This window comes from Mesorhizobium sp. M0833, from assembly GCF_040319905.1.
Classification (GTDB): domain Bacteria; phylum Pseudomonadota; class Alphaproteobacteria; order Rhizobiales; family Rhizobiaceae; genus Mesorhizobium.
This window is the reverse complement of the sequence record NZ_JAMYOQ010000017.1, coordinates 55816-79132: the sequence shown is the minus strand read 5'-3', so window position 1 is coordinate 79132 and position 23317 is coordinate 55816. Positions and strand designations below refer to the sequence as shown.

Genomic DNA, 23317 nt, shown 5'->3' with positions numbered 1-23317 from the left:
GGTGCGATGCACTTTGCGTCAGGAGGTATCGTTTCCTGCAAATGCGACATTCGAGGCAGCCCTGGTCGTCAGACCACAAGCGTTGCACCGCCCCAAGCGATCAGGGCGGTGCCGGCCGCACGGCCAACCCACCGGCCGGCAGGAAACACCGGTTCGACGAGAACCTACGAAGGTCCCGAAATGACCCAGAAGCGGGCGTTCGGCAGCGATCCGAGCAGCAACGATTTGGCAGGACCGAAAATCGGCATGGAATGTCGCAATCATCATCATGTCCCGTCCAAGTTGTGGACACTTCCTTCTCAAAGGCGCACTCTTGGCATGCGAAACGCGAGCCAGAGTTTCGTCCAACGCTTCACATGCCTGACTTGCGTCGGTGATCGTCTGAGCTATCCGGATATTTCCGGGTTGGCAGACTTCACATTGTGTCGCCTATCCGTGATCAGGCTACGGCCTAAGGCACGTTGCAGCCCGTTCCGGATCAACTGGGAGGTAAACAACATGCCTGATTTTCAGCGCAGAGAACTTCTTGTTCAAGGAAGCGCGGCTCTTGCCGCAATTGCTGCTCTCCATACCTCGCGTCGGGCTTACGCTTTTCCAACACGGCCGAGCGAGGAAGTTATTCCATGGCTGGATCAGCCGACCGAAAATCCCGATCCGGTAGGTATCCAGAAGCAGCTTGTCTGGGAGGATTTGGATAGCTGGATAACGCCAAACGACAAGTTCTTCAGCATCTCGCATTTCAACCGACCAACGATCGACGAGAAGACATGGTCGATGGAGATCGGAGGCCTGGTCAAGAAGCCCTTAAAATTGACGCTCGCCGACATCAGGGCACGACCGCGGCAGGAGGTCGTTTTCACAGTGGAATGCTCGGGCAACCACGGGTTTCCCTTTTTCACCGGCGGCATCGGCAATGCCCGCTGGGCTGGGACGCCGCTCGCCCCGATCCTCGAGGAAGCCGGCGTTCTGGAGAAGGGCATCGAGGTCGTCTTTTTCGGTACTGACAAAGGCGAGGTCGCAATACGCGACGTCAAGATGCAGCAGAACTTCGCTCGCAGCATGTCGCTCGCCGACGCGATGAACCCCGATAATCTCCTCTGCTATGAAATGAATGGAGCCGTCTTGCCGGCGCCCAATGGCTTCCCGGTACGGCTCATTGCGCCAGGCTGGTACGGGATCGCCAACGTCAAGTGGCTAAAGCGCATCGAGGTTCGCGATACGCGGTTCATGAGCCTTCTGATGGCCCGTGACTATGTGACCATCCGGGAGGAGGACCACAACGGCGAGACCGTATGGGCCGAGACGTCAGTCGGGCGAGCGCTGATAAAGTCCGCGCCTGCGAAGGTTACCCGGAAAGACTCAGATTACCGCATCGTTGGCGCAGCCTGGGGGGCGCCGATCGACCGGGTCGAAGTGCAAATCGACCAGGGGCCTTGGGCACCAGCGACCATTGACCACAGTGAGGAGGCAGAACACGCCTGGAAAATTTGGTCCCTGGCTTGGGCAAATCCCTCTCCTGGAGAACACACGGTGACCTCGCGCGCGGTCAGCACCACGGGACAAATTCAACCGGCGATGGACGATCCCTTGATTGCCAAGAAACACACATACTGGGAGAGCAATGGCCAGGTGACGCGCCGCGTGCGTATCGGCTAGAGCATTTTGCAGCCAAATGGAATCATTTTGCGTCCGCATAAATGCGGCAAAACAAATAGTTAGAGCGGGCTACCGGTTCCAGGAGAGCCGGAACCGCTCTAAGAACTTGCTGCCATGTGGCAATTGCGTTTGGGTCAACCAGGAAGAGGCTGCCTGATCCGAAAGCTGGCGCCGCTCTATATCGAGCATGACGGCTGTGGGCCGTAGATCCTCTTCGCGACGATACCGCTCCCCGAAATCGGACGCGGACCCCTTCAGCTTGGTGGCCGAGGCGATGGCAGACTTGTTCGGTGGCGCAACCTTGGCCACGTCGCCTCCGCGCGCCATCTCGGCAAGCCCCTCACCGCTCTATCGTACTGATCTCCGCATCGGGCAAGCACCAGGGTGCGTAGCGGAAATCGCGGATCTGGACGACCTGCTCGTCTCGCCATTCGACCAGCATGAAGCCGCGCACGGCGCCGTCCGGGTCCCCAGGGTTGCGGATGAGAACCGCCGGCCGGCCGTCGACAAAGCCCAGCGACAGCGCCCAATCGGTCGCGCGGTCGTAATTGCCGAAATAAGTCGACACTTCGGCCTTGCCGCGCAGGCGGACGCGGTTGACGACATCGAGCCGGATGTCCTCGGCGATCAGAGCCCTGACCGCGTCGAAGTCGCGCGCGTTGAACAGGTCGACATAGCGCCGCAGCCGGCGCTCGTCATCGGCGTCGAGCCTCGGCGCGAGCGCCTGCTCGGGCTGCAGGGCCAGCAGCTTGAGCTGCGCCCGCCCGCGATGCAGCGCGGCCTTGGTGGCGGCGAGCGTCGCGCCGGTGACTTCGCAGGTCTCGTGCAGGCTGAGGCCGAGCACATCGACCAGGATCACGGCGCTGCGCTGCGGCACCGAAAGCTGCATGAAGGAGCGCAGGCCGGTCTGGGCGGCGAGCCGGCTGTCGGCGCTGCCGGAGGGATCCTCGATGACGCTCATGTCGGCCTCGGTCATGCGCGACCTTTCCCGATTGCGCCGCCGCAGATGATCCTGCGCGGCATTGTGGGCGATGCGAAACAGCCATTGCTCCGGCCGTTCGACCATCGCGCCGCCGTCGATCGCCTGCAGCGCCTTGATCAGCACCTCCTGGACGATATCCTCGCCGTCGATCACCGAGCCGGCCATGCGCGCGCAGTAACGATGCAGCCTTGGCCGCAACTCGACGAGCATCGCCTCCAAAGTCGCCCTGTTCATTTTCGGCGTAGCGTCCCATTTCTGCGCGAGCGGCATGGCAGGCGCTACCCGGCTTTTTGATCCGCCAGCATACGATAGTTGCCGATGACTTTGACAGGCGATCGCATTGCCGGGGTGGAGCGGCGCTGGGCGTGGTTTTCCGTAAACGCCTTGAAGGCCGCAAGCCCGGTCAGCGCCGACGAATCGCCGTCCTGACCGACGATGTGGACGAACGAACCGTCGTCCAGCTCGAGTACGAGATAGCGGACCGTCGACGGTGCCGCCTCGCCAAGCGCTTCGAACACTTTTTCGACCAGCGCGCGGTTATTGTCCAGGTCGGCTTGGTTCACACCATATCGAATGAGCGCATAGTTCATCGTCGTCTCCTGACTGGTTGGTATGAACGAAGGACGACCGGCCGCGCTGAAAAGATTCTCATTACCGAAGAATCTTTTCGGTTGCCCGCATCGTCTTTCCCGCGTGGGCGGCTGCGCGGCAGCCATCAAGCAGGAGAGACGATCATGCATATCCAGTTTGCCGAGCTTCCAGTGTTCGATCAGGACCGTGCCAAGGCGTTCTACACCAGGCATCTCGCCTGTCAGGTGCTGGCCGACCAGAAGATGGGCGATGGCGGCTGGCGCTGGATCGAGCTGGCGTTTCCGCATGCCGTGACGAACCTGCATTTCATCAGGCGCGCCGACGACACCCCCGCCGCGGAGCCGGTATTGGTGCTGGTCGACGAAAATGTCGGAGCAATGACCGCGGCGTTGAAGGCGGGCGGCGTCGAGATCGTCACCGAACCTCATGAGGCGCCGTGGCAGCCGGGCCGCATGGTGGCGGAGTTTCGCGACAGCGAAGGCAACCGCATGGTCCTCGCCAGCCGATAAGCCTCCGGAACCCTCTGTCTGGCGGGGCGTCGTACCTAAGTCCTACCTCCGGCCGGACCATCGGCCGTGCTTCCTTCGCATTATTATTTCGTGACCTCTGCGCGCCGGAACCTTCCCTTGCATCGGGCGTTCGGGCGCTGTATTCGCGATGCCTCATATTTAGGCAGGCGGAGGAACTGCGAATAAGGGCGGGTGGCAAAACAAACATGGGCCGGGGAGGAGCATCTTACCATGTCGAACCGTAAAATCGGAATGTCCCACAGTTTGGGGCTGCGCGTTGCTGACCTCAAAGCCAGAATGCGAAGCGCCCAGATCACCGAGCACGAGATAAAGACGTTTCAGAAAGTTGCCGCCATCATGGGAGGCGCCGAAGGCTCCCTGCGGCTGGATGCCGACGATCTGATCGCCGCATCCTTCCTTGCCGACCCCTTAGAAGATCTCCCGCTACCCAGGTGAAGGGGGTGAACGCTGGTCAAATCCTATCGGGACTGAACCTGCGATTCCCTCCGGCGGAGCATCCGCCAGCCCAAGCCGCATGCCAGGAGGACGTTGGCTAGCGCCAGACCGGAAAGCGCGGCCAACGTCCCATGCGGGCCGAAGCGCTCCAGCAGCAATGCGCCGGCCGAGGGTGCCGCCGCCTGGGCGATCAGGCTCGGCATGGCGAGGCGACCCATTAGTCTCGCATAGCCGTTCGAGCCGAACAGCGCGAGCGGCAGCGTTCCCCGTGCGATGGATTCGAGGCCGATGCCCGCGCCATAGAAACCGAGCGCCAGCGGGATGATTGGCATGCCGGCCCAGAGCGCCGAAACGCCGATCGCCACAAAGGCAACCGAGGCGAACTTGGTCAGGATCGGATGGTGGTAGCGCGCGATCATCATCTCGATCGCGCGCGCCGCCACCTGAGACGGGCCGACCAGAGCGCCGAGCCCGACGGCCGCGGCCAGCGCCATGCCGCTGCCCTGCAGGATGGTGAGCAGATGCACCGACAGCGTCGAGGAGATTACCGCCGCAAGCGTGAGGGTCGCGGCCAGAACGATCATGATCGACGGATCCATATTGTTTTCCAGGACCGGTGCCGCCTCCTGCAATTCTGGTTTGACTGCCGGTTGCGGCGCCGCGCGGGGCAGGATCACCAGATAGAGCGGAAGCGCAATTGCCAGCTGAAAGGCGGCGTAAACCAGGCAGGTGCCGCGCCAGCCGACCTCCCCCAGCAGCAAGGCTGAGATCGGCCAGCAGATCGTGCTCGCAAGACCGCCGAACAGCGTCAGCGCGGTGATGGCGGAGCGCGCGCCGTGGCCGTAGTGGCGGCCAAGCGTGGCGAAAGCGGCATCGTAGAGCCCCGCACCCATGCCCAGTCCGATGATCAGCCAGGCAGCGATATAGGCCGCAAGGTTGGGAGCAAGGGCTAGCCCGATCTGGCCGACCCCGATGCATCCGGCGCTGAATGCCAGGACGTTGCGGCCGCCATGCCGCTCGATCGATGAACCGACGCGCGGAGAGATCAATCCCGCCATGAGCAAGCCGAGAGACAGCCCGCCGACAACCCATGCCAGCGGCCAGCCGGTATCGGAGGAGACCGCCGGTGCAATGACCGCGGGAAGATAGTAGGACGATCCCCACGCCATGATCTGCGTCAGGCCAAGCGTGGTTATGATCACGCCGCGGCTGCGCAGGACGGCCGTCGAAGGCGGCGAAAGGCTCATGCCGCGACGCTGCAGCCGCAACCGCTTTTGCCGATCGTCTTCGCCTCGACATCGGCGACACAGCAGGCATCCGAAGCGGTGGGCGCCGGACCGCCGCAGCACCCCTTGTCGGCAGTACCGATGGTCGGCACGGTGCAGACGCCGGTCTCCGGCAGCACGAGCTGTACATTGTCGGCCGCCACCATGTCGCCGGCGATCGCTGCGGCGACGGAGCGGACCTGCTCATAGCCGGTCAGCAGCAGGAAGGTCGGCGCGCGGCCATAGCTCTTGATGCCGACCGTATAGAACCCTTGCTCTGGATGGCTGAGCTCGCGGTGGCCGTGCGGCGGCACGTCGCCGCAGGAGTGCTCGTTGGGATCGATCAGCGGCCCCAGTGCCTTGACGCTTTCCAGCCACGGATCGAGCTCGAGCCGAAGCTCGCGCGTCAGCGACAGATCCGGGCGTTGTCCGGTCGCGGCGATGATACGGTCGACCGGGCCAAGCGCCTGCAAGCCGCCCCTGGTCTGGCCTTCGACGACCAGCCGTCCGTCGGCATCGCGGATCGAAACAGCCGCAAAGCCCGTCACCAGCCTGACGCCGCCGCTCTCGGCGAGTTCGCGCACTTCGGCGCCGAGTTCGCCGCGTGCCGGCAATTGGTCGGCATCGCCGCCGCCATAGATGCGCACCAGATCGGTGCCGCGCGTTGTCCAGATGAAAGCCGTGCCGGCCTCCACATCCGCCAGCCTGGCGAGATCCAGCACCGCATTGGCGGCCGAATGGCCGGAGCCGGCGACCAGCGTCGTCTTCCCCGCATAAAGGCTGCGATCGCGGCCGAGAATATCGGGTATGCCGTACGCGATGCGGTCGGCAAATTCGGCTTCGCCTTCTGCAGGAATTCCGCCGGCGCCGAGCGGGTTCGGCATCTGCCAGGTTCCCGAAGCATCGATGACGGCGCGGGCGCTGTCGCGCCTGGTGCCGGTGGCGGTTTCGACCACCAGCATGAATGGCCGGTTCCCGCGTCCCTTGCTCAGCACCTTGTCGGCGCCCCAGCGCGAAATGCCGACGACGCGGGCGCCGGTTTCGATCGACTGCGACAATTGCGGAAGCTTTGCAAGCGGCTCGAGATAGTCCGCGACGAGGTCGTCCGCGGTCGGGAATGCCTCGGGCTCGGGCATCCGCCAGCCATGCGCCTCGAGCAGGTCTCTGGCCGCCTGATCGACGCAATAGCGCCAGGGCGTGAACACCCGGACATGGCCCCAATCCCTGAGATTGGATGCAACCGCATTGCCGGCTTCATAGACTTTGACAGGAATGCCCTGCGCGATGAGGTGGACCGCTGCCGCCAGACCGACCGGCCCGGCGCCGATCACCGCCACAGGGAGTTTTTCGATCGTGTCCATATCTTCCGTCCTTCCGGTAATTTCGAATTATAATGCCAAAAAAATCACGCCGCCGTTTTGGCGACCGCTTCCGCCGATGCCGGCGCACAGGTGCCGTCGGCGCAGCATTCGTCCGCGAGGTATCCGATGAGCCCGTTCATGGCGGGATAGTTGGCCCGGCAGATCAGCGTGGTCGCCTTGCGCTCCTGCGTTACCAGGCCGGTGTCGACCAGCCGCTTGAGGTGATGCGACAGCGTCGAAGCGGCGATGCCGAGCCTGTCCTGGATGCGCCCAACCGGCAGCCCCTCATCGCCGGCTCGCACCAGCGTCCGATAGAGCTGCAACCGCGTCGGGTTGCCGAGGGCTTCAAGTTGCGCGGCTGCTTTTTCGAGTTTCATGGAAATAAGCTATTTCCAGAATCGCTGCACGTCAAGAGAATTTCGACAAAGATCGAAATAAGACGATATCTAGCCGACGCGCTTACCGCTGGCGTCGATGACGACCTCGCCGTCCTCCTTGGTGAACGGGCCGATATCCGGATTGGGCAGGATATCGAGCACCGCTTCGGAGGGTCGGGCGAGCATGGTGCCGAGCGGCGTCACCACGATGGGCCGGTTGATCAGGATCGGATGCGCCAGCATGAAATCGAGGATCTCGTCGTCGCTCCACTTGGGGTCGCCCAGGCCGAGTTCGCCATAGGGCGTGCCCTTCTCTCGTAGCAATTGGCGCGGCGTCATGCCCATCGCCGCGATCAGCTCGACGAGTTTTTGCCGCGATGGCGGGTTCTTCAGATATTCGATCACCTCCGGCTCCTCGCCGGACTGCCTGATCATGGCCAGCGTGTTGCGCGAGGTGCCGCAATCGGGGTTGTGGTAGATGGTGATGGTCATTGCGCAGCTTTCATCTGTCCGACTGGTTTCGGTTGGGCGAGCAGCCACCCTGCCAATGCCATGGCCAGCAACGCGCCTAAAAGCTCGGCGGCGATGAAGCCCGCCAGATCGGCGGGGCGGATCCCGGCAAACGTGTTGGAGAACGCACGGGCGATGGCGACGGCCGGATTGGCGAAGGATGTCGACGCGGTGAACCAATAGGCGGCGGTGATATAGAGCCCGACCAGCCAGGGGATCGAATCCGGACGTGAGCGCAGGCCGGCGAGGATGGTGAAGACCAGCCCGAAGGCGGCAACCAACTCCGCAATCCATTGCCCGCTTCCGGTCCGCACCGTCGCCGACGCTTGCAGGATCGGCAGTTCGAACATCGCGTGCGCGAGCAACGTTCCGGCGATGCCGCCGGCAATCTGGGCGGCGACGTAAGCAAGCGCAGCGTTCGTTTCGATCTCGCGTCGAAGCGCGAATACCAGCGTCACCGCCGGGTTGAAGTGCGCTCCGGATATCGGCCCGAATATGGTGATGAGCACGACCAGGATCGCCCCGGTCGGCAAGGTGTTGCCGAGCAGGGAGACGGCGACATCATTGCTCAGCCTGTCAGCCATGATGCCGGAACCGACCACGGTGGCGACCAGCAGAGCTGTGCCAAGGGCTTCGGCGGTAAGGCGGCGGGAAAGATTGGCCATGATGCTCAGCCGGCCTTCGGCAGATTGCGGCCGATCTCATCGAGGCGCTTCTGCAAGGCAAGCTTGTCGACCGCATTGATCGGCAGGCTGACAAAGATCGAAATCCGGTTGTTGAGCATGCGGTAGGCTTCGGCAAAGGCGAGATGCTTTTCCGCCTCGGTGCCTTCAACAGCGGCAGGATCAGGTATGCCCCAATGCGCCGTCATCGGTTGCCCTGGCCAGACAGGGCAGGATTCCTTGGCGGCATTGTCGCAGACCGTGAAGACGAAGTTCATCTCCGGGGCTCCGGGCACGGCAAACTCTTGCCAGTCCTTCGAACGGGCAAAGGACGTATCGTAGTTGAGGCTTTTTAAAAGCTGGAGGGCATAGGGATGAACCTCTCCCTTCGGATGCGACCCAGCCGAATAGGCCTTGAACTTGCCGGCGCCGACGCGGTTCAGGATCGCCTCGGCGAGGATCGATCTTGCCGAATTGCCGGTGCAGAGAAAAAGAACATTGTATGGCTCGCTCATGGCGTACCCTCCCTTCTAGCAGTTGCAGGTCACGGCCTGGATGACCGGCTGGCAAAGTTCCGGCGCGCCATTGCAGCAATCCTCCATGAGGTAGGCCAGCAGATCGCGAAAGCCGGTCATATCTGCGAAGTAGCGCACGCTGCGGCCCTCTCGTTCGGTCCGCACCAGGCCGGCATGCGACAGTATCTTGAGATGGGCCGACATCGTATTCGGCAACGCGGCGAGCCGTGAGGCGATCTCGCCCGCAGCTACGCCCTCGGCGCCGGCCCGCACCAAAAGGCGAAAAACGTCCAGCCGGGTCTCCTGGCCGAGCGCGGCAAGTGCGGAAAGGGCGAGCGTCTTGTCCATATTTCCAGATTTCCAGAAATGGGGAATAGAGTCAACGCGCCTATGCCGGTGACGGCTCGCCTAGCTTATCAGCCAGGCACTGTGGCGGCGACCGCATCAGCGCGACCAAGGCTTGCAACCGCTTTCCTGACCCGCTGCAGATGCGCCTGGCGACCGGCGGCCGAGACGCTGTCCATCCGGTAGAGCGCCACGAATTTGGTCCGGCACAGCGGATGGCAGACGGAGCGGAAGCCGCGCAGCAGGGTTCGCCGGCCGGGCTGTCCCATGATCCACGACATCAGCGGCGTGGCACCGCATGTGGTCATCGCCATCACCCGGCGTATGTGCCGCAATTTGGGCCGTGGACCGCGGCGTGCGGTCGGCATCTCGAAAGCGAAGCCCGGCACCAGCACGCGCTCCAGCCAGCCTTTCAGCATCGCCGGCAGGCCATACCACCAGGTCGGGTAAATGAAGACGACCGCCTCCGCCCAGAGCAGCTCCTGCGCATGTTCGTGCACGAGTTGCAGGTTCGCCGCCTTGTCGTGGTAGCCGCGCCACTCCTGCGTGCGCATGACTGGGTCGAAGCCGGTCGCATAGAGGTCGAGCAGATGGACCTGATGGCCGCGTTCGGCAAGCGTCTCCAGCACCATATCGCGGACGGCGCCATTGAAGCTGTCCGTGCAGGGATGGCAATAGACGACGAGGACCTTCATCTTGCGCTTAGCCCGGTCGGTCACGAAAGGATAGCGGTGGTGCCTGCAGGCGCGTCGCATGCAAACAAGCCACCCGCAGACATAGTCGATCAGCTGTTTTCATGCGAAGCCCCGCAGCCCGTATCAAGACGCAACAGCTCCAGTCACGTCAAGGCCCGCTCGTTCGCTCAAAGAAAATTGCGCAGACATGGGCTTGCCGGAGGGCGCTGTCCCGGCCCTTCTGTCCCGCAAGCCGTCCGGTCCTTCAGTCGCCCATAAGCATTGCTTTCAGAGCATCCGCACCTAGCTTCAGGGCGTATCCAAAACCTCGGGAGAAAAAGATGCAGACAGGAAAACTGAGCGGCAAGATCGCCTTGGTGACTGGTGCCTCCTCAGGCATCGGCCAGGCCACCGCCTTGGCGCTGGCGGCCGAGGGCGCCACGCTGGCGATTGCTGCGCGGCGCGCCGAGCGCCTGGACAATCTGGCGAGGCGGATCCGTGAGACCGGCAGTGCGGCGCTGCCGATTGTCGTCGACGTCACCGACGAAACGCAAGCCACGGCGATGGTCGAACGGGTCCAGCAGGAGTACGGCCGGCTCGACATTCTGCTTGCGGTTGCAGGCGTCGGCGTCGCCGCGCCGTTCCGCAACACGACGCCGGAAGAGTACCGCCGGATGGTCGACGTCAACATTCTCGGGCTGCTTTATCCGATCCATGCGGCACTGCCCTCGATGCAGCGGCAAGGCGCCGGCCACATCGTCGTCGTCTCGTCCGGCACCGGCCGTTATATCCACCCTTCGGTGGTCTATTCCGGCACCAAGCACGCGGTGAGCGCGATGGCGGAATCGCTGCGCCGCGAGATCGGAAAGGACGGTATCCGCGTCACCTGCATCGAGCCCGGCGCCGTCAAGACCGAGTTCACCCAGAATATGCGCGCCGATGTGCGCCAAGCGGTCGAGCAAAGGCTGGGCGACATGGAGCAGCTGGAAAGCGAGGACATCGCCGCCGCCATCTTGTACGCGGTGACCCAGCCGCCACGGGTCAACGTCAACATCCTGACCCTCTATCCGACCGAGCAGGCGTGAGGGCCGCAAAGGTGGTACCCTGCCGCCCCCGCAGCCCTGCAGCATCATCCGCCGGTCATCAGCGTGAACACAAGCTGCCGCAGCTTGCCGCCCGGGCCGAATTCGACCCGGTCGAAATCGCGGCTCGCCTGCCGCTGTGCCTGCGAAATTCCGGCGAGACGTCTCGTCACTTCGGTCCTGATCTTGCTGCAGCCACGGTCATCGGCGACGGTCAGGCCGATGGTGGCCGCCTCGATCTTATGCACCATGTCGATGATGCTGGCGCCATGCACCTTCTCGTGGGCGGCAAGGCCGGCTGAGAAAACCTCCCAGTTCTTCTGGATTGCGCCCGGCAGCCGCGCGGCCGGCTTCGGCAAAGTGTAGGTGATGATCAGCTTCGGTCGCGCCGACACCAGTACGCAGGCGTCGCCTTGCGGCTGGTAGTCCCTCACCCAGGTCAGCTTGAAATTGGTATGCGCGATAACGCGGCGCTCGCCGAGCAGCGGCCCGCGCCCGCCGATCGAGGCATAGAGCTCCGGGCCGGACTGCCCCGAGATGGCGTAGGTCTCGACCTTCTCGACCGCCTGCCAGCCGGCATGCGCCAGCGATGTCGGCAGACAGGCGAGCAGCAGGCAAAGGCGAACGGCTGTTTTCATGCAAGTCCTCGCAGCCGCCGTGATCGATGCAAGTGGCGAGCAGTTCCCTTCCGTGGACACAGCCGGCAGCCGGCTATGCTGGGATGCTCGTATACAAGAATCCACAGGCAACGCCATGTCGCCGCGACCGAACATTGCCCGGCAACGCCCTGCCCCCCGGACCCAGCCTCCCGGTGTCAGCCTGCCGCGCGCTGTCTAACTTGGCCTGTGCTCGCGCAAGTCGGAGTGCGTTATCGCTTCTAGCTGACACCTGAATGCTTCGAGTCAGGGTTGACATTCTGTGAAGGTGCGCCGGTTGCCGCCCGCCCGCGAACGCTGCCCTCACCTCTCCTCAACTTGCCGCCAACTTCCCATGCGCATGCGTTCGGTCGGCGAGCGTTTCGATCACGCGACACTCGCCGACCCGCCCGCAGGCGCATTCCTCGACCATCTTCCGCAATTCCCTGCGCAGAGCGGTGAGACTGGCGATGCGCTTCTCCACCTCGACCAGCCGCGCCTTCGCGATCTCGTCGGCGCGGGCGCATGATTGATCCGGATCATCCTGCAGCGAAAGCAGCGTACGGATCGCATCAACCTCGAAGCCGAGTTCTCGCGCGTGCCGGATGAAGGCAAGCCGCGCTACTGCCCTCCTTCCATAGCGTCGCTGCTTTCCTTCGGTTCGACCCGTTTCGGGCAACAGGCCAATTTGCTCGTAGTAGCGGATCGTCGGTATTTTCACCTCCGCGCGACGAGACAATTCACCGATCGACAAATCCATAAAAAGCCTCTTGAGCCTCTAGCCACTAGAGATCCTACAGTGTCTTCACTGAGGAGTCACCCCATGTCTGAAGCTTGCTGCGATCATAAAACCAAAAGCTGTGCGGGACCGCCGCCGCTGGTTCTGCCGGCGAAGCTGCACGGTCATTCGCATGATCGTGCAGCGGAAGCCTCATGCTGTTCGGACGGCGTGCTGGTCTTTGACGGCATGAACCCGCGCTACAAGCGTGTGCTGTGGACGGTCATCGCTATTAATGCGGCCATGTTCCTGACCGAAATGACTGCCGGCTCACTTGCCGGTTCTCAGGCGCTGAAGGCCGACGCGCTGGATTTCGTCGCCGACACCCTCACCTATGGGCTGAGCCTCGCGGTCATCGGCGCGAGCTCGAGGACGCGCGCAACGGCTGCGCTGCTCAAGGGTCTGTCGCTCAGCCTGATGGCGCTTTGGGTTTCCGGCTCGACCGTCTATCAGACGCTGATCCTCGGCGTACCCAGCGCGGAAGTCATGGGCATCATCGGCTTTCTGGCCCTTGCCGCCAATCTTGCTTCCGTTGGTTTTCTGATGCCCTACAAGGATGGTGACGCGAATGTCCGCTCGGTTTGGCTGTGCTCGCGCAACGACGCGATCGGCAATATGGTGGTGATGGCCGCAGCTCTCGGCATTTGGAGTACGTCAAGCGCATGGCCGGATCTGGCCGTCGCCGCACTTATGGCCGGTATCTTTCTAACCTCATCGGTGCAAATCCTGCGGCAGGCCTGGAGCGAATACCGCGAAGGCGCACCAGACCGAACGACTGTGCCTGCCGCATGATCTGTCGGTTATGTGGGCAAGAGCGGATGTCCAGGATCCCCGTCTCGTTGTCTGTAATCGGGTCACGGAGCGACGCTTTGTGAAAGCGCCGCTCCCTGTCTTCTGCACGATCACGGCCTAATCACCCACGCTGCCGGAAAGGGCGACGTCTCCGACGGTGATCGTGACCAGGTCGCAACCCCGCAGCTTGCTGTCGTTGGCAAGATTGAACAGCGCAAGATCGCGTTCTGCACCTGATACACTGCAGTCGTTCGGATGCTCCAGACCTCTCGTGCCTTGGGCGGAGACTTCTGGCCGACGATGTGGCCCGTGTTCCAACTGCGCATGGTGCTTCTCCTATGCCGCCCTCCACAGCCGCAGCGGCCGATGCGGGCCTGCGAAATTGCAACGTCTAACCTGGAGCCGCCTCCGAGGATTCTGTTCGGAAGGTTACCGACTTGCGCCGCGTCCGATGAGGTGGATCACGCAATGCGCGCAGTCGCGCCATTCGTTGCGCTTCTAAAAAGCGTAAGGGCTCAAGTCGACCAAGGACGCCCGTCTGGAGCATAAATCGACTTCGCCGCTGGGTCGCCCCCCACGGACGAGACGACCCACTGTTCCGCGGCGCTCGAGACGGCTCGCGAAACGGGCGACCCGCAGATGAATTTTTCGTGTTATGATGAGCTTGCAACACGCGTAATCTCGACCTCGGCAATATGGCAGAGGTCGAAAGCTATTGCCTTGGCACCAGGAAGCTTTCGCCCCCGGCAACTTGATCGCCTCCGAAACGCTGGGTGTGCTGCTTTCCCTGACTGACCCAGGGCGAGGAGGTTGTCCATGTCCACGAGTAGTGTTGACCGCCCGCTGCAGCCGGGCGATCGGGCACCGAATGTTGTGCTCAATGCGATCTCACGCGAAGGCAAGATCGCGCTCGATGATTTTCGAGGCCGTAGCCCGTTGTTGATCGGTTTGTTCCGAGGCCTGCACTGTCCGTTCTGCCGGCGCCATGTCGCGGCGATGGCGCAACTTAAGCCGGCCCTGCGTGAGCAAGGCGTCGAATGCCTGGCGGTGGTCAATACGCCAGTCGAGCGGGCGCGGCTCTATTTCCGTTACCACCCGGCACCCGATCTTCTCGCTGCATCCGACCCGGAGCGGGCCTCGCACCGTGCCTTCGGCTTGCGCGAGGTCGGGATGGAAACGGTCATGGCGATACCGTTCCATCTCCCGGGCGAGTTGCCCGAGCCTATGGACGTCATGGCAATGAATGAATTTCTTAACAAGAAGGAAGGTTATGAGATTACGGAAGTCGATCAGCAGGCGATGGCTTCCAGCCAGGCGCAGCTTGTCGGTCAGTTCCTAATCGACCGGGCGGGCATCGTACGCTGGAACTTCACTGAAGTTCTGGAGGATGGCCTCAACACCTTCAGAGCGCCGAATCCCGAGGAATTGATGTCGGCAGCTTCCGAAGTTGCACATACTTAGGCTGCGGAACCAGGCTGCTGAAAGCTCGCTCGACGAGCACCGAACTGTGGTGATTTTGGATTCAACCATCATCGAGATGCTCAGGCGTGGAGAGCTAACGGCCGGCTGGCGTGCCGTCCAAGTGGTACAGCGCGTGGTCCAGGCGGAGTGGCGCGTGGTCGTCTTCGATCCCCATCAAATCCCCCGCATGAGTTAGGACGTCCCGTGGGCACTGGGATGGTTTGCTGCCCGGGTGCGTACCCGGCGCGTTTACCTGAGGTGTCGCCCGGTGTCGGGCGGCAGCATCGGGAAGGTTCCTGGGCGCGTTGAAAGCGCACGGCGCTGAGCGGATCAAGATGGATCCGGCGCGGTCTTCTGCTCAACATTGCCGAAAGCTTGCGCCGCAAAGGGGCGGATCGCTGGTTGCTAGCGGGCGGCGAGCTTGTCGGACCGTTTGCAATACAGGCGGACGCCGACGGGCACGATCTCATAGCCGGCGTTGTTCAACTGGAGCTTCATCTCCTCGAAATGCCGCTTTGAGCCGCTGACGATCGATTCAGGCGTGTAGTCCCAGCCGTTGCGGGCGGCATTGGCCAGGATGTCGGCGTAGAGTCGCATGCTCGTGATTTTCACATCCGATTCCAGCACCTGCCTGCATCCTCTTGCGAACGACGGCGACAGACCCGCCGAAAAACTCAAAATCGTGCATGCAATAACGACCGAAACGGTACGCATGGAAGCCCTCCCCTGACTACAGCTGTTGCTGCGGGCGACCTTGCAGTTTGTGCGTCAGCGGCGGCATCGGGCAGATGCAGTATTCGACCTCCTGCATTTGTAGTATTCTTCCGCTGGGGACGGGTTCCAGCATGATGCTCAACGACGCTTCGAAAGCGCAGGCGCTCGACGCCTTGTCGGGTCGCGAGCGCGCGGTTGCGGAAAAATTCGCGTCCGGTATGACTTACCGTGAAATCGGCAAGGCGCTTTTCATTGCCCCGACCACAGTTCGCACTCATCTTGCGAGCATCTACGAAAAGCTCGGCGTTCGGACCAAGATCGGGCTCGCGACCTACTTTAGCGGTATCCCGCGCGCGTCGCAGGAAGCGCTTTTGCCTTTGTCCGAAGCCCCGCCAGCGCTTGCCATATTCCCGATTGAATGCCTCAATTCCGAAGAGCGATGGCGTCGCTTTGCCGATGGCCTGTCGTCGGACATCACCATCGACCTGGCGCGCTACGCAGGCCTGCCTGTCATAGCCTTTCACACGATGAAATCACTGGGCAGCAAGCCGGCCGATTTTGCCGCGGACGGTAAGACGCTCGGCGTCACCTATATAGTTTCGGGCCGGTTGCGCGCCGACGACCAGAGGGTTCGCTTGACGATAGAGCTTGCCGATGCTCGTAACGGCGTCAGCCTGTGGAGGGAGCGCTACGACCGGCCTGTCGAGGACATTTTCGAGCTGCAAGACAGCCTGACCGAAAGCATCATCAATGTGTTGGCCGGCAGTTACGGAACCCTCGCCACCGTCGGCCGCAACGCGGTTCGCCGCAAGCCGCCGGCCAGCCTGCGCGCCTATGATTGCTATTTGCTCGGTGTAGAACAGCACACGACGTTCAGCCGCGCCGGCAATGCGGCGGCGATCCGTCTGTTTTTACGAGCGCTGGAGCTTGACCCCACTTTCGCCAACTGCTGGGCCGAACTCGCCTATGCCTATTCGATCGAGGCCTGCAACGGCTTTGGCGACGACGTGCTGACCTCGATCGAGAACTGGCGGACGGCGGCCGAAAACGCACTGCGCCTCGACCCGACGGACAGTTGCGCCCACGCGTGCCTTGGCAACCTCAGAGCATGCATTGGCGATCTCGAAGGAGCGGAGCGCGCCCACCGGCGCGCTCTCGAATACGGCTTCAATCATGCCGGCATATTGCCGCTACTTGCCGGCAGCAAGGCGCTTGTCGTTGGCGATCCGGCCGAGGCAATTCCGCTCATCGAGCGTGCCATGCGGCTTAACCCACTGGCCCCGCCCTGGTATTTCGGCATGCAGGGCCGCATTCTGTTCGCCGCCGGCAGACACCGGCAAGCCATTGCAGCGCTCCGCCGGAGTTCGCCGGAGTCGCCGGACGTGCTGATGTTTCTGGCGCTCGCGCATGCGGTCATGGGTGAGGCCGGCGAAGCGGCCAGGTTTGCCGCCCGTTTGAAAGCCGAATTCCCCGAATTTTCGGTCGAACGCTTCATCACTGCCTATCCCGTGACCAATCCGGATGCCGTGCTGGCCATACGCGACGCCGCAAGGCTGGCCAGGCTCATCTAACAGGGCCACATGCATCCGAGGCGACATTCCAGTCCTTGCATGGACACAGCCGGCAGCCGGTTATACTGGAAACGCGTAACGAGAACCAACGCCATGTCGCCGCGACCGAACATTGCCCGGCAGCGCCCTGCCCCCGGGACCCAACCTCCCGGCGTCAGCCTCTGTCGCGCGCTGTCGAAGCTTGGCCTGTGCTCGCGCAAGCAGGCCGAGCTTCTGGTTGCCGAGGGCCGCGTGCGGGTCGCCGGCAAGATCGTGCGCAACGGCTCGATGCGCGTCGATCCAGGCCGCGACCGCATCGAGGTCGACGGCCGCCGCGTCGCCGCCGAGCGCAAGGTCTATCTGATGCTCAACAAGCCGCGCGGGCTGGTCACCACCCGTGACGACCCGCAGGACCGCGGCACCGTCTATGATTGTCTGGCCGGGCTTGACCTGCCTTTCGTCTCGCCCGTCGGCCGCCTCGACAAGGCCAGCGAAGGCCTGCTGTTGATGACCAACGACACGCGCCTCGCGCAGCGCCTGCTCGACCCCGCCTCGCATGTCGCCAAGACCTATCACGTGCAGATCGGCGCGCTGCCCGACGAGGCCATGCTGGCGCGGCTGCGCGCCGGCGCGACAGTCGACGGCGAATTGCTGACGGCCCGCTCGATCGAGCTGCTGCGCGGCGGCACCAGCACCGCCTGGCTGGAAATCGTGCTCGACGAGGGCCGCAACCGCCATATCCGCCGGCTGCTCGCCGCCCACGACGTCGAGGTGCTGCGCCTGGTCCGGATCGCGATCGGATCTCTGCAACTCGGCGACCTTGCCAAGGGCAAGGTACGCCATCTGACTGCCGAAGAGCTGGCGCTGCTTCGGGCCTGAGCGACCAGGCACTGGAGACCCCTCGAACCGAAGCGGCAATTGACATTTGCATCTCTGTTTCATATTTTCCATTTGTGAAACCGAAATGCGCCGATGCAGTCAAAGTGTCAGGCTGACACGCATGGGCGAAGCTGGCTTGGAAGCCGGAGAGAAAATATGGCTACGGCGTTGCGGGCGGTTCCCAGATTCCTGGACGAATTGGGCACGTTTGGCGGTCTCAAGGGAACCGATATTGCAAACATCACCGACGTGTCCAAGGCCACGGTTTCGAGGTGGAAGGCCGGCGACATCAAGCCCCAGCCACGCAGCGAGCTCATTCTATCGGATCTGCACTATATCGTCGGCCGACTGCAGGAATTCTACGAGCCAAGCGATATCCGCACCTGGCTTTACGCTCGCCACCCGCAATTGAACGGTGAAAGGGCGATAGATCTCATTCACGACGACCGTGCTCTCGACGTGCTCAAAGTCATCGATCGGCTTGAGAACGAGGTCTTTCTCTAGTTGGCGATCGCCGGGCGGAAACGACGCGATAGCCGGCTCATCGACGCTATCGAGGCAATAGTTCCGGTCGAATACTCCGGAACGGTTTGGCGTGTCGCGCGCCAGGGCCGCAGCCCGATCCAATGCTCGAGCTCCGGTGGCCGTTGGGACGATGGAACATTCGACGTGCTCTACACCTCGCAAGAGCGCGAAGGTGCCTTGAGCGAGATGAGATTCCACCTGACGCGGGGGCAGCCAGTGGTCCCTTCGCGTGTCAGATACAATCTCTTCGAGATCGATCTTTCTTTGGACCGAACGCTCAGACTGCTCGACCTGGCAGCCTTGCAGACCCTTGGCCTCGACACCTCGCGCTACGGCCAGCTTTCGTATCAGGAAAAGCACGCCGAATATCCGAGGTCGCAAGACATCGGCGAGGCCGCATATTTCCTCGATTATGACGGTCTGATCGTGCCCAGCGCGCGATATGACTGCCTGAACGTCGTCGCGTTTTGTGATCGGCTGCCGGCCGGGGCGATAACGACAAGAACCGATCACGGGGAAATCGACTGGACTTAGCGGCGGGTCCGCCGCCCTCAGGTAAGGCCGCCGACCTCGTCTATGTGGCGCGACATGTCGTCGGGTCTGCACAGCCGCGGGACGTCACCCGCCGCGAAGCGTCATGGATTTCGGCAAAATCCAGCCCATATCCTAGGTGTGGAGCTTTGAGCGTGAAACTCGCGCGTGCGGTCTTGCTTGCCGCGGCTTTCGTGGCTGTTGCGGCCGTTTGTCCCTCTTCCGCAACCGGAGAGGCGAATGGCCGGGAGAAAATTGCGTTGCGCGTCGAGATAGACGGCGCCATCGGTCCGGCGAGTGCCAGGCAGCTCGAGGAAGCGCTGGCGGTGGCCGCGGACCGAAACGTCGAGGCTCTCATCCTGCAGATGGACACGCCCGGCGGGCTGGTCACCAGCATGCGCGAGATGATCGCCGGCATCCTCGCCTCGCCGGTTCCAGTCATCGGCTATGTCGCGCCCGCCGGCGGGCATGCGGCGAGCGCCGGAACCTATATCCTCTACGCCACCCATCTGGCGGCGATGGCGCCCGGCACCAATCTGGGCGCGGCAACGCCGATCGAGATGGGCGGGCCGCTGCCATCGTTTCCCGGTGGCAAGAACGATGCCCCCGAGGCGGACAAGGACAAGAAGAACGCCCCCGCGGGCGATGCGATGATCGCCAAGGCGACGAACGATGCCGTTGCCCTGATCCGCAGCCTGGCTGAATTGCGCGGGCGCAATGCCGAATGGGGAGAAAAGGCCGTGCGCGAGGCGGCCAGCCTGTCGGCCGGCGCGGCGCTGCAGGAGCATGTCATCGACTTCGTCGCCCGCGACACCACCGAACTGCTTCAACTGGCCGACGGCCGGACCGTCGAGATCGCCGGCAAAAAAGAGGCATTGGCGACGAAAGGGCTGCCGGTCGAAACGCTCGAGCCAGGCTGGCTCATACGGCTTCTCGCCGTCATCACGGACCCCAACATCGCCGTCATCCTGATGCTGGTCGGCGTCTATGGCCTCGTCTTCGAGTTCACGAGCCCGGGCGCGGTCGCGCCCGGCGTGATCGGCACGATTTGCCTGCTGCTCGGGCTCTATGCGCTCAATCTCCTGCCGATCAGCTATGCCGGCCTGGCCTTGATGCTGCTTGGCATCATCTTCCTGGTCGTCGAAGCCTTGAACCCGACTGTGGTCCTTGGGCTGGGAGGCGTGGCTGCGTTTCTGCTGGGCGCAGCCATGCTGCTCAGGATCGAGGGGCCCGGCTTCGAGATGTCGTGGGCCGTTATCGGCACCGCCGCCGTCCTGACGCTCGGCCTGGCACTGTTGACCGGCAGCTATCTGTGGGCGGCCCGCAAGAACGTTCCGCGTGTTGGCGCACAGGCCATGCAGGGGCTGACGGCGGAGGTCCTCGACTGGCAGGGCAGCGAGGGCCACGTGCTCGCCCGGGGCGAGCGCTGGCGGGCAAAGGCCGACGAACCGCTTGCAGTGGGCGACAGCGTCGAGGTGGCCGATGTCAGAGATCTTGTGCTGACGATACGGCGCCGCAATGTGAGAAGCGATGGAGCAAGGCAATGATCATCGGTTATGTGGCCTATCTGGCAGCAGCACTTGTCGTGGTCATGTTCCTATCCGCGGCCATTCGCATCCTGCGGGAATATGAGCGCGGCGTGGTCTTCACGCTCGGCCGCTTCACCGGGGTCAAGGGCCCCGGCCTTATCATCCTCATCCCCTTCGTGCAGCAGATGGTGAAGGTCGACCTGCGAGTGGTGGTCCAGGACGTGCCGCCGCAGGACGTGATCTCGCGCGACAACGTCTCCGTGAAAGTGAACGCGGTGCTGTATTTTCGTATCGTCGACGCTGAGCGGGCGGTGATCCAGGTCGAAGACTTCATGACCGCCACCAACCAGCTGGCACAGACCACGTTGCGCTCGGTGCTCGGCAAGCATGAGCTCGATGAAATGCTGGCCGAACGTGACAAGCTCAACAGCGACATCCAGGAGATCCTCGATCAGCGAACCGATGCCTGGGGCATCAAGGTCTCCGATGTCGAGATCAAGCATGTCGACCTCAACGAGAATATGGTCCGCGCCATCGCCAAGCAGGCCGAGGCCGAACGGCTGCGGCGTGCCAAAGTGATCAATGCCGACGGCGAACAGCAGGCGGCGGCAAAACTCGTCGAGGCCGGCAAGATGCTGGCCGAGACACCGCAGGCCATGCAGCTGCGCTATTTCGAGGCTCTCCATGACATCGCCGGTGAGCGCTCGTCGACGGTCGTGTTTCCGGTGCCGATGGACCTGCTCGGTCATTTCATCAAGCAGGGAGGTGGAGGCGGCTGAGCGCGTAATCTCCCGCCTCGAGGGGTCCTCAAAGGGGGGAGATCAGCACCCTCACCTCCGCCACGGCGGAACCGGCGCAAAGCGTTTGCCGATCCAGTCGGCGAAGGCACGTGTCTTGGCGGCTTGCCCCTTGGCAGAAGGCATGACGACATAGACGGCGCCCTCATCGGCAAGCGTCCAGTCCTCCAGCACTGGCACCAGCCGGCCGTCGGCGAGCTCGCGTCCGACCAGCCAATCCGTGCTCATCATCAGCCCGACGCCTTGCACCGCGGCTTCGACCAGCACCTCGGCATCGTCGGTGACCAGCGGGCCGGAAACCTCGATACTGACGCGCCGGCCAGAACTGTCGGTCATCTCCCAGGCCGGAAAGGTCTGGAAGCCTGAGAAGCCGAGACAGCTGTGTCCCAGCAGCGCTTCAGGTTCGGTCGGCGTGCCCCGGCGGGCGAGATAGGACGGTGCGGCGCACAGCAGCCGTCGCCGTGTTGCGACCTTGCGCGCCACCAGCCGCGAATCCTCCAGTGCGCCGAGACGCACGGCGACATCGAAATTCTCGGCGACGAGATCGGCGAAGCGGTTGGAGAACTCGGCCTCGATACGAACGTCGGGAAATTCGGCGAGAAACTGCGGCAGCAGCGGGGCGATCCACATGCGCCCGAACGAGCCGGGCAGCGCCAGCCGCAGCACGCCGCGCGGCCCGCCGCCGGCATGCGCCGACGCGGCAGCCTCGGCCTCGTCGACCGCGGCCAGGATGGCGCGGACGCGGACGAGAAATTCCGAACCCGCCTCGGTCAGCGACACGCTTCGCGTCGTCCGGTGCAGCAGGCGCACGCCCAACCGCTCTTCCAGCGAGGCAAGACGCCGCGACAGGATCGTCGCGTCGCGGCCGATGCGAGCCGCCGCCTTGGTAAACGAGCGTGCTTCGGCGATTGCCGCGAAGGCGGCCATTTCGGCCAATGCCGCCGGTTCGTACGATTGCTGCATCAGGCGCAGAGCTCAAATGTAGAAGCCAAGGATTATATACCAATAGCGCAGCAGCTAGTTTCACTCAATCCCGGCCCGTCAATCGGCCATCAACCGGAGTGAGACATGAAAGCGATCGAACTGACTGCCCCGAGACTGGACGCGTTTCGCGCGGCCACCGTTCCCACGCCTGAACCGCAGCGCGGCGAAGTGCTGATCCGCCTGCGCGCCGCAAGCCTCAATTTTGTCGATGTCGCGGTAGCGAGCGGCAACTATCCAGGTCCGAGCTTTCCGCTCATTCCCGTCGTCGACGGCGCCGGCGAGATCGTCGGCATCGGCGAGGGCGTGTCGAGGGTTGCCATCAACGACCGCGTCATCGCCCACGCAAAACCGCGCTGGATCGGCGGCCGTCCTCGGCCTTACGAGACCAGAGAGATGCGCGGCCTGACGCTGCCCGGCTCGCTCGCCGAGTATGTCGCGCTGCCGGCCAATGCCGTCGTGCCGATGCCGGCGCATCTTTCCTTCGAAGCGGCAGCGACGCTGCCGATCGCCGGCACCACCGCGTGGAATGCGCTTCGCGCCGCCGATGCCGGGCCGGGGTCGGTCGTCGTCCTGCTCGGTACCGGCGGTGTCTCGATCCTGACCCTGCAGTTGGCCAAGGCAGCCGGCGCGACGGTCATCATCACCTCGTCGTCGGACGAAAAGCTGGCCCGCGCCAAGGCTTTGGGTGCTGATCACCTCATCAATTATCGTCAGACGCCGGACTGGGACGCCAAGGTGCTCGAGTTGACCGACGGCCTCGGCGCCGATCTGATCGTCGAAACCGGCGGCTCGGCCACCTTCGCCCGCTCCATCAATGCCGCGGCGCCTGGCGGCACGGTGTTCGCCATCGGCTTCGTCACCGGCGCCGAGGCCACCACGAACCTGCTGCCGATCATCATCAAGGCACTCAAGGTGGTGGGCAACAACACCGGTTCGGTATCCGACCTGCGCGACGCGGCGCGCGCCATCGGCGCCGCCCATATCGATCCGGTCATCGACACGGTCTACAGCCAGCACCAGGCGACCGAGTCCTACGCCCATATGGCAGCTGGCGGCCGGCATTTCGGCAAGCTTGCGTTTGCGTTGACGTGGTGAGCCTGGAGAAGGCGCCGTCGCTGAAGCTGCCGATCTCCCCCCTCGTGGGGGAGATGTCCGGC

The 23317-nt window shown here is 63.3% G+C and carries 28 protein-coding genes; 13 read left to right on the top strand and 15 right to left on the bottom strand.

Annotation, left to right across the window (positions count from 1 at the left end):
- Positions 1-498: 498 nt before the first annotated feature.
- Positions 499-1656, top strand: coding sequence for a sulfite oxidase (locus tag NKH98_RS19870; protein WP_352900983.1), 1158 nt, complete (start codon positions 499-501; stop codon positions 1654-1656).
- Positions 1657-1725: 69 nt separating this feature from the next.
- Here NKH98_RS19870 and NKH98_RS19865 read toward each other — a convergent pair whose 3' ends face one another.
- Genes NKH98_RS19865 through NKH98_RS19855 form a run of 3 tightly spaced genes read right to left on the bottom strand, consistent with a single transcriptional unit; the run spans position 1726 to position 3228 of the window.
- Positions 1726-1965, bottom strand: a complete 240-nt coding sequence (locus NKH98_RS19865) for a hypothetical protein (protein ID WP_352649590.1) — start codon at positions 1963-1965, stop codon at positions 1726-1728.
- Positions 1966-1996: 31 nt separating this feature from the next.
- A complete protein-coding gene (locus NKH98_RS19860) occupies positions 1997-2908 on the bottom strand; it encodes a sigma-70 family RNA polymerase sigma factor (protein ID WP_352900838.1) in 912 nt (303 codons plus the stop codon).
- Between the two features lie 8 nt (positions 2909-2916).
- A complete protein-coding gene (locus NKH98_RS19855) occupies positions 2917-3228 on the bottom strand; it encodes a hypothetical protein (protein WP_352649592.1) in 312 nt (103 codons plus the stop codon).
- Positions 3229-3372: 144 nt separating this feature from the next.
- Between NKH98_RS19855 and NKH98_RS19850 the strand changes: the two genes are divergently transcribed.
- A complete protein-coding gene (locus tag NKH98_RS19850; RefSeq protein WP_352649593.1) occupies positions 3373-3738 on the top strand; it encodes a VOC family protein in 366 nt (121 codons plus the stop codon).
- A 231-nt stretch (positions 3739-3969) separates the two neighbouring features.
- Positions 3970-4194 (top strand): hypothetical protein, encoded by a 225-nt coding sequence (locus NKH98_RS19845; RefSeq protein WP_352900835.1) that lies wholly within the window; start codon positions 3970-3972, stop codon positions 4192-4194.
- A 23-nt stretch (positions 4195-4217) separates the two neighbouring features.
- Here NKH98_RS19845 and NKH98_RS19840 read toward each other — a convergent pair whose 3' ends face one another.
- From NKH98_RS19840 to NKH98_RS19805, 8 genes are all read right to left on the bottom strand, one after another.
- Positions 4218-5441: an MFS transporter gene (locus NKH98_RS19840; RefSeq protein ID WP_352900833.1), complete on the bottom strand. Its 1224-nt coding sequence runs from the start codon at positions 5439-5441 to the stop codon at positions 4218-4220.
- The gene (locus NKH98_RS19835; RefSeq protein WP_352900830.1) at positions 5438-6820 is read right to left on the bottom strand and encodes an NAD(P)-binding domain-containing protein; all 1383 of its coding nucleotides are present in this window, start codon (positions 6818-6820) and stop codon (positions 5438-5440) included. The genes NKH98_RS19840 and NKH98_RS19835 overlap by 4 nt, the downstream gene beginning before the upstream one ends.
- Before the next feature lie 44 nt (positions 6821-6864).
- Positions 6865-7197 (bottom strand): ArsR/SmtB family transcription factor, encoded by a 333-nt coding sequence (locus tag NKH98_RS19830; RefSeq protein WP_352900827.1) that lies wholly within the window; start codon positions 7195-7197, stop codon positions 6865-6867.
- A gap of 69 nt (positions 7198-7266) precedes the next feature.
- On the bottom strand, positions 7267-7689 hold the full coding sequence (gene arsC / locus NKH98_RS19825) for an arsenate reductase (glutaredoxin) (RefSeq protein ID WP_254819694.1): 423 nt from the start codon (positions 7687-7689) through the stop codon (positions 7267-7269).
- Complete coding sequence (locus NKH98_RS19820) at positions 7686-8372, bottom strand: aquaporin (RefSeq protein WP_352900823.1); 687 nt, start codon at positions 8370-8372, stop codon at positions 7686-7688. Before NKH98_RS19820 ends, arsC begins: the two co-directional genes overlap by 4 nt.
- Before the next feature lie 5 nt (positions 8373-8377).
- A complete protein-coding gene (locus NKH98_RS19815) occupies positions 8378-8884 on the bottom strand; it encodes an arsenate reductase ArsC (RefSeq protein ID WP_352900821.1) in 507 nt (168 codons plus the stop codon).
- A 15-nt stretch (positions 8885-8899) separates the two neighbouring features.
- Positions 8900-9232: an ArsR/SmtB family transcription factor gene (locus NKH98_RS19810; RefSeq protein ID WP_352475581.1), complete on the bottom strand. Its 333-nt coding sequence runs from the start codon at positions 9230-9232 to the stop codon at positions 8900-8902.
- A 68-nt stretch (positions 9233-9300) separates the two neighbouring features.
- Positions 9301-9924 (bottom strand): NAD(P)H-dependent oxidoreductase, encoded by a 624-nt coding sequence (locus NKH98_RS19805; protein ID WP_352900819.1) that lies wholly within the window; start codon positions 9922-9924, stop codon positions 9301-9303.
- A gap of 320 nt (positions 9925-10244) precedes the next feature.
- Between NKH98_RS19805 and NKH98_RS19800 the strand changes: the two genes are divergently transcribed.
- Entirely contained in the window at positions 10245-10988 is a 744-nt protein-coding gene (locus tag NKH98_RS19800; RefSeq protein WP_352900816.1) for an SDR family oxidoreductase, read from the top strand.
- Between the two features lie 44 nt (positions 10989-11032).
- On the opposite strand, the gene NKH98_RS19795 is transcribed toward NKH98_RS19800, so the two are convergent.
- Together NKH98_RS19795 and NKH98_RS19790 are read right to left on the bottom strand one after the other, a co-directional pair.
- A complete protein-coding gene (locus NKH98_RS19795) occupies positions 11033-11623 on the bottom strand; it encodes a DUF922 domain-containing Zn-dependent protease (protein WP_352900814.1) in 591 nt (196 codons plus the stop codon).
- A 331-nt stretch (positions 11624-11954) separates the two neighbouring features.
- Positions 11955-12380 carry a MerR family transcriptional regulator gene (locus NKH98_RS19790; protein WP_352799256.1) on the bottom strand — a complete coding sequence of 142 codons (426 nt, stop codon included), beginning with the start codon at positions 12378-12380 and terminating at the stop codon, positions 11955-11957.
- Between the two features lie 63 nt (positions 12381-12443).
- Here NKH98_RS19790 and NKH98_RS19785 point away from each other — a divergent pair, with 63 nt between their 5' ends.
- Both NKH98_RS19785 and NKH98_RS19780 read left to right on the top strand, forming a co-directional pair.
- Positions 12444-13190 carry a cation efflux transmembrane domain-containing protein gene (locus NKH98_RS19785; protein WP_352900810.1) on the top strand — a complete coding sequence of 249 codons (747 nt, stop codon included), beginning with the start codon at positions 12444-12446 and terminating at the stop codon, positions 13188-13190.
- Positions 13191-14006: 816 nt separating this feature from the next.
- The gene (locus tag NKH98_RS19780; RefSeq protein WP_352803925.1) at positions 14007-14651 is read left to right on the top strand and encodes a peroxiredoxin-like family protein; all 645 of its coding nucleotides are present in this window, start codon (positions 14007-14009) and stop codon (positions 14649-14651) included.
- A gap of 405 nt (positions 14652-15056) precedes the next feature.
- Here the strand turns inward: NKH98_RS19780 and NKH98_RS19775 are convergent, their stop codons facing one another.
- Entirely contained in the window at positions 15057-15263 is a 207-nt protein-coding gene (locus tag NKH98_RS19775; protein ID WP_352475586.1) for a hypothetical protein, read from the bottom strand.
- Between the two features lie 233 nt (positions 15264-15496).
- On the opposite strand from NKH98_RS19775, the gene NKH98_RS19770 reads away from it, so the two are divergent.
- From NKH98_RS19770 to NKH98_RS19745, 6 genes are all read left to right on the top strand, one after another.
- Positions 15497-16936, top strand: coding sequence for a LuxR C-terminal-related transcriptional regulator (locus NKH98_RS19770; protein WP_352900807.1), 1440 nt, complete (start codon positions 15497-15499; stop codon positions 16934-16936).
- Positions 16937-17029: 93 nt separating this feature from the next.
- Positions 17030-17794 (top strand): pseudouridine synthase, encoded by a 765-nt coding sequence (locus NKH98_RS19765; protein ID WP_352900804.1) that lies wholly within the window; start codon positions 17030-17032, stop codon positions 17792-17794.
- A gap of 156 nt (positions 17795-17950) precedes the next feature.
- Positions 17951-18298 carry an antitoxin Xre/MbcA/ParS toxin-binding domain-containing protein gene (locus tag NKH98_RS19760; RefSeq protein ID WP_254819704.1) on the top strand — a complete coding sequence of 116 codons (348 nt, stop codon included), beginning with the start codon at positions 17951-17953 and terminating at the stop codon, positions 18296-18298.
- Positions 18299-18853, top strand: coding sequence for an RES family NAD+ phosphorylase (locus NKH98_RS19755; protein ID WP_352900802.1), 555 nt, complete (start codon positions 18299-18301; stop codon positions 18851-18853). It abuts the gene before it with no gap.
- A 152-nt stretch (positions 18854-19005) separates the two neighbouring features.
- Entirely contained in the window at positions 19006-20397 is a 1392-nt protein-coding gene (locus tag NKH98_RS19750) for an NfeD family protein (RefSeq protein WP_352900800.1), read from the top strand.
- Positions 20394-21158: a slipin family protein gene (locus tag NKH98_RS19745; RefSeq protein WP_254819707.1), complete on the top strand. Its 765-nt coding sequence runs from the start codon at positions 20394-20396 to the stop codon at positions 21156-21158. The genes NKH98_RS19750 and NKH98_RS19745 overlap by 4 nt, the downstream gene beginning before the upstream one ends.
- Positions 21159-21209: 51 nt before the next feature.
- Here the strand turns inward: NKH98_RS19745 and NKH98_RS19740 are convergent, their stop codons facing one another.
- Positions 21210-22139: a LysR family transcriptional regulator gene (locus NKH98_RS19740; protein ID WP_352649605.1), complete on the bottom strand. Its 930-nt coding sequence runs from the start codon at positions 22137-22139 to the stop codon at positions 21210-21212.
- 105 nt (positions 22140-22244) lie between these two features.
- Here NKH98_RS19740 and NKH98_RS19735 point away from each other — a divergent pair, with 105 nt between their 5' ends.
- Positions 22245-23255 (top strand): zinc-dependent alcohol dehydrogenase family protein, encoded by a 1011-nt coding sequence (locus NKH98_RS19735; protein WP_352900798.1) that lies wholly within the window; start codon positions 22245-22247, stop codon positions 23253-23255.
- Positions 23256-23317 lie beyond the last annotated feature (62 nt).

What these genes read in the sequence shown, in the direction of transcription:
- NKH98_RS19760 (WP_254819704.1), top strand. Translation starts at nt 17,951, where the DNA reads ATGGCTACGGCGTTGCGGGCGGTTCCCAGATTCCTGGACGAATTGGGC.
- NKH98_RS19785 (WP_352900810.1), top strand. Translation starts at nt 12,444, where the DNA reads ATGTCTGAAGCTTGCTGCGATCATAAAACCAAAAGCTGTGCGGGACCG.
- NKH98_RS19740 (WP_352649605.1), bottom strand. Translation starts at nt 22,139, where the DNA reads ATGCAGCAATCGTACGAACCGGCGGCATTGGCCGAAATGGCCGCCTTC.
- NKH98_RS19855 (WP_352649592.1), bottom strand. Translation starts at nt 3,228, where the DNA reads ATGAACTATGCGCTCATTCGATATGGTGTGAACCAAGCCGACCTGGAC.
- NKH98_RS19835 (WP_352900830.1), bottom strand. Translation starts at nt 6,820, where the DNA reads ATGGACACGATCGAAAAACTCCCTGTGGCGGTGATCGGCGCCGGGCCG.
- NKH98_RS19790 (WP_352799256.1), bottom strand. Translation starts at nt 12,380, where the DNA reads ATGGATTTGTCGATCGGTGAATTGTCTCGTCGCGCGGAGGTGAAAATA.
- NKH98_RS19780 (WP_352803925.1), top strand. Translation starts at nt 14,007, where the DNA reads ATGTCCACGAGTAGTGTTGACCGCCCGCTGCAGCCGGGCGATCGGGCA.
- NKH98_RS19765 (WP_352900804.1), top strand. Translation starts at nt 17,030, where the DNA reads ATGTCGCCGCGACCGAACATTGCCCGGCAGCGCCCTGCCCCCGGGACC.
- NKH98_RS19745 (WP_254819707.1), top strand. Translation starts at nt 20,394, where the DNA reads ATGATCATCGGTTATGTGGCCTATCTGGCAGCAGCACTTGTCGTGGTC.
- NKH98_RS19840 (WP_352900833.1), bottom strand. Translation starts at nt 5,441, where the DNA reads ATGAGCCTTTCGCCGCCTTCGACGGCCGTCCTGCGCAGCCGCGGCGTG.
- NKH98_RS19810 (WP_352475581.1), bottom strand. Translation starts at nt 9,232, where the DNA reads ATGGACAAGACGCTCGCCCTTTCCGCACTTGCCGCGCTCGGCCAGGAG.
- NKH98_RS19815 (WP_352900821.1), bottom strand. Translation starts at nt 8,884, where the DNA reads ATGAGCGAGCCATACAATGTTCTTTTTCTCTGCACCGGCAATTCGGCA.
- NKH98_RS19850 (WP_352649593.1), top strand. Translation starts at nt 3,373, where the DNA reads ATGCATATCCAGTTTGCCGAGCTTCCAGTGTTCGATCAGGACCGTGCC.
- NKH98_RS19800 (WP_352900816.1), top strand. Translation starts at nt 10,245, where the DNA reads ATGCAGACAGGAAAACTGAGCGGCAAGATCGCCTTGGTGACTGGTGCC.
- NKH98_RS19830 (WP_352900827.1), bottom strand. Translation starts at nt 7,197, where the DNA reads ATGAAACTCGAAAAAGCAGCCGCGCAACTTGAAGCCCTCGGCAACCCG.
- NKH98_RS19770 (WP_352900807.1), top strand. Translation starts at nt 15,497, where the DNA reads ATGATGCTCAACGACGCTTCGAAAGCGCAGGCGCTCGACGCCTTGTCG.
- NKH98_RS19845 (WP_352900835.1), top strand. Translation starts at nt 3,970, where the DNA reads ATGTCGAACCGTAAAATCGGAATGTCCCACAGTTTGGGGCTGCGCGTT.
- NKH98_RS19820 (WP_352900823.1), bottom strand. Translation starts at nt 8,372, where the DNA reads ATGGCCAATCTTTCCCGCCGCCTTACCGCCGAAGCCCTTGGCACAGCT.
- NKH98_RS19870 (WP_352900983.1), top strand. Translation starts at nt 499, where the DNA reads ATGCCTGATTTTCAGCGCAGAGAACTTCTTGTTCAAGGAAGCGCGGCT.
- NKH98_RS19860 (WP_352900838.1), bottom strand. Translation starts at nt 2,908, where the DNA reads ATGCCGCTCGCGCAGAAATGGGACGCTACGCCGAAAATGAACAGGGCG.
- NKH98_RS19735 (WP_352900798.1), top strand. Translation starts at nt 22,245, where the DNA reads ATGAAAGCGATCGAACTGACTGCCCCGAGACTGGACGCGTTTCGCGCG.
- NKH98_RS19795 (WP_352900814.1), bottom strand. Translation starts at nt 11,623, where the DNA reads ATGAAAACAGCCGTTCGCCTTTGCCTGCTGCTCGCCTGTCTGCCGACA.
- arsC (WP_254819694.1), bottom strand. Translation starts at nt 7,689, where the DNA reads ATGACCATCACCATCTACCACAACCCCGATTGCGGCACCTCGCGCAAC.
- NKH98_RS19805 (WP_352900819.1), bottom strand. Translation starts at nt 9,924, where the DNA reads ATGAAGGTCCTCGTCGTCTATTGCCATCCCTGCACGGACAGCTTCAAT.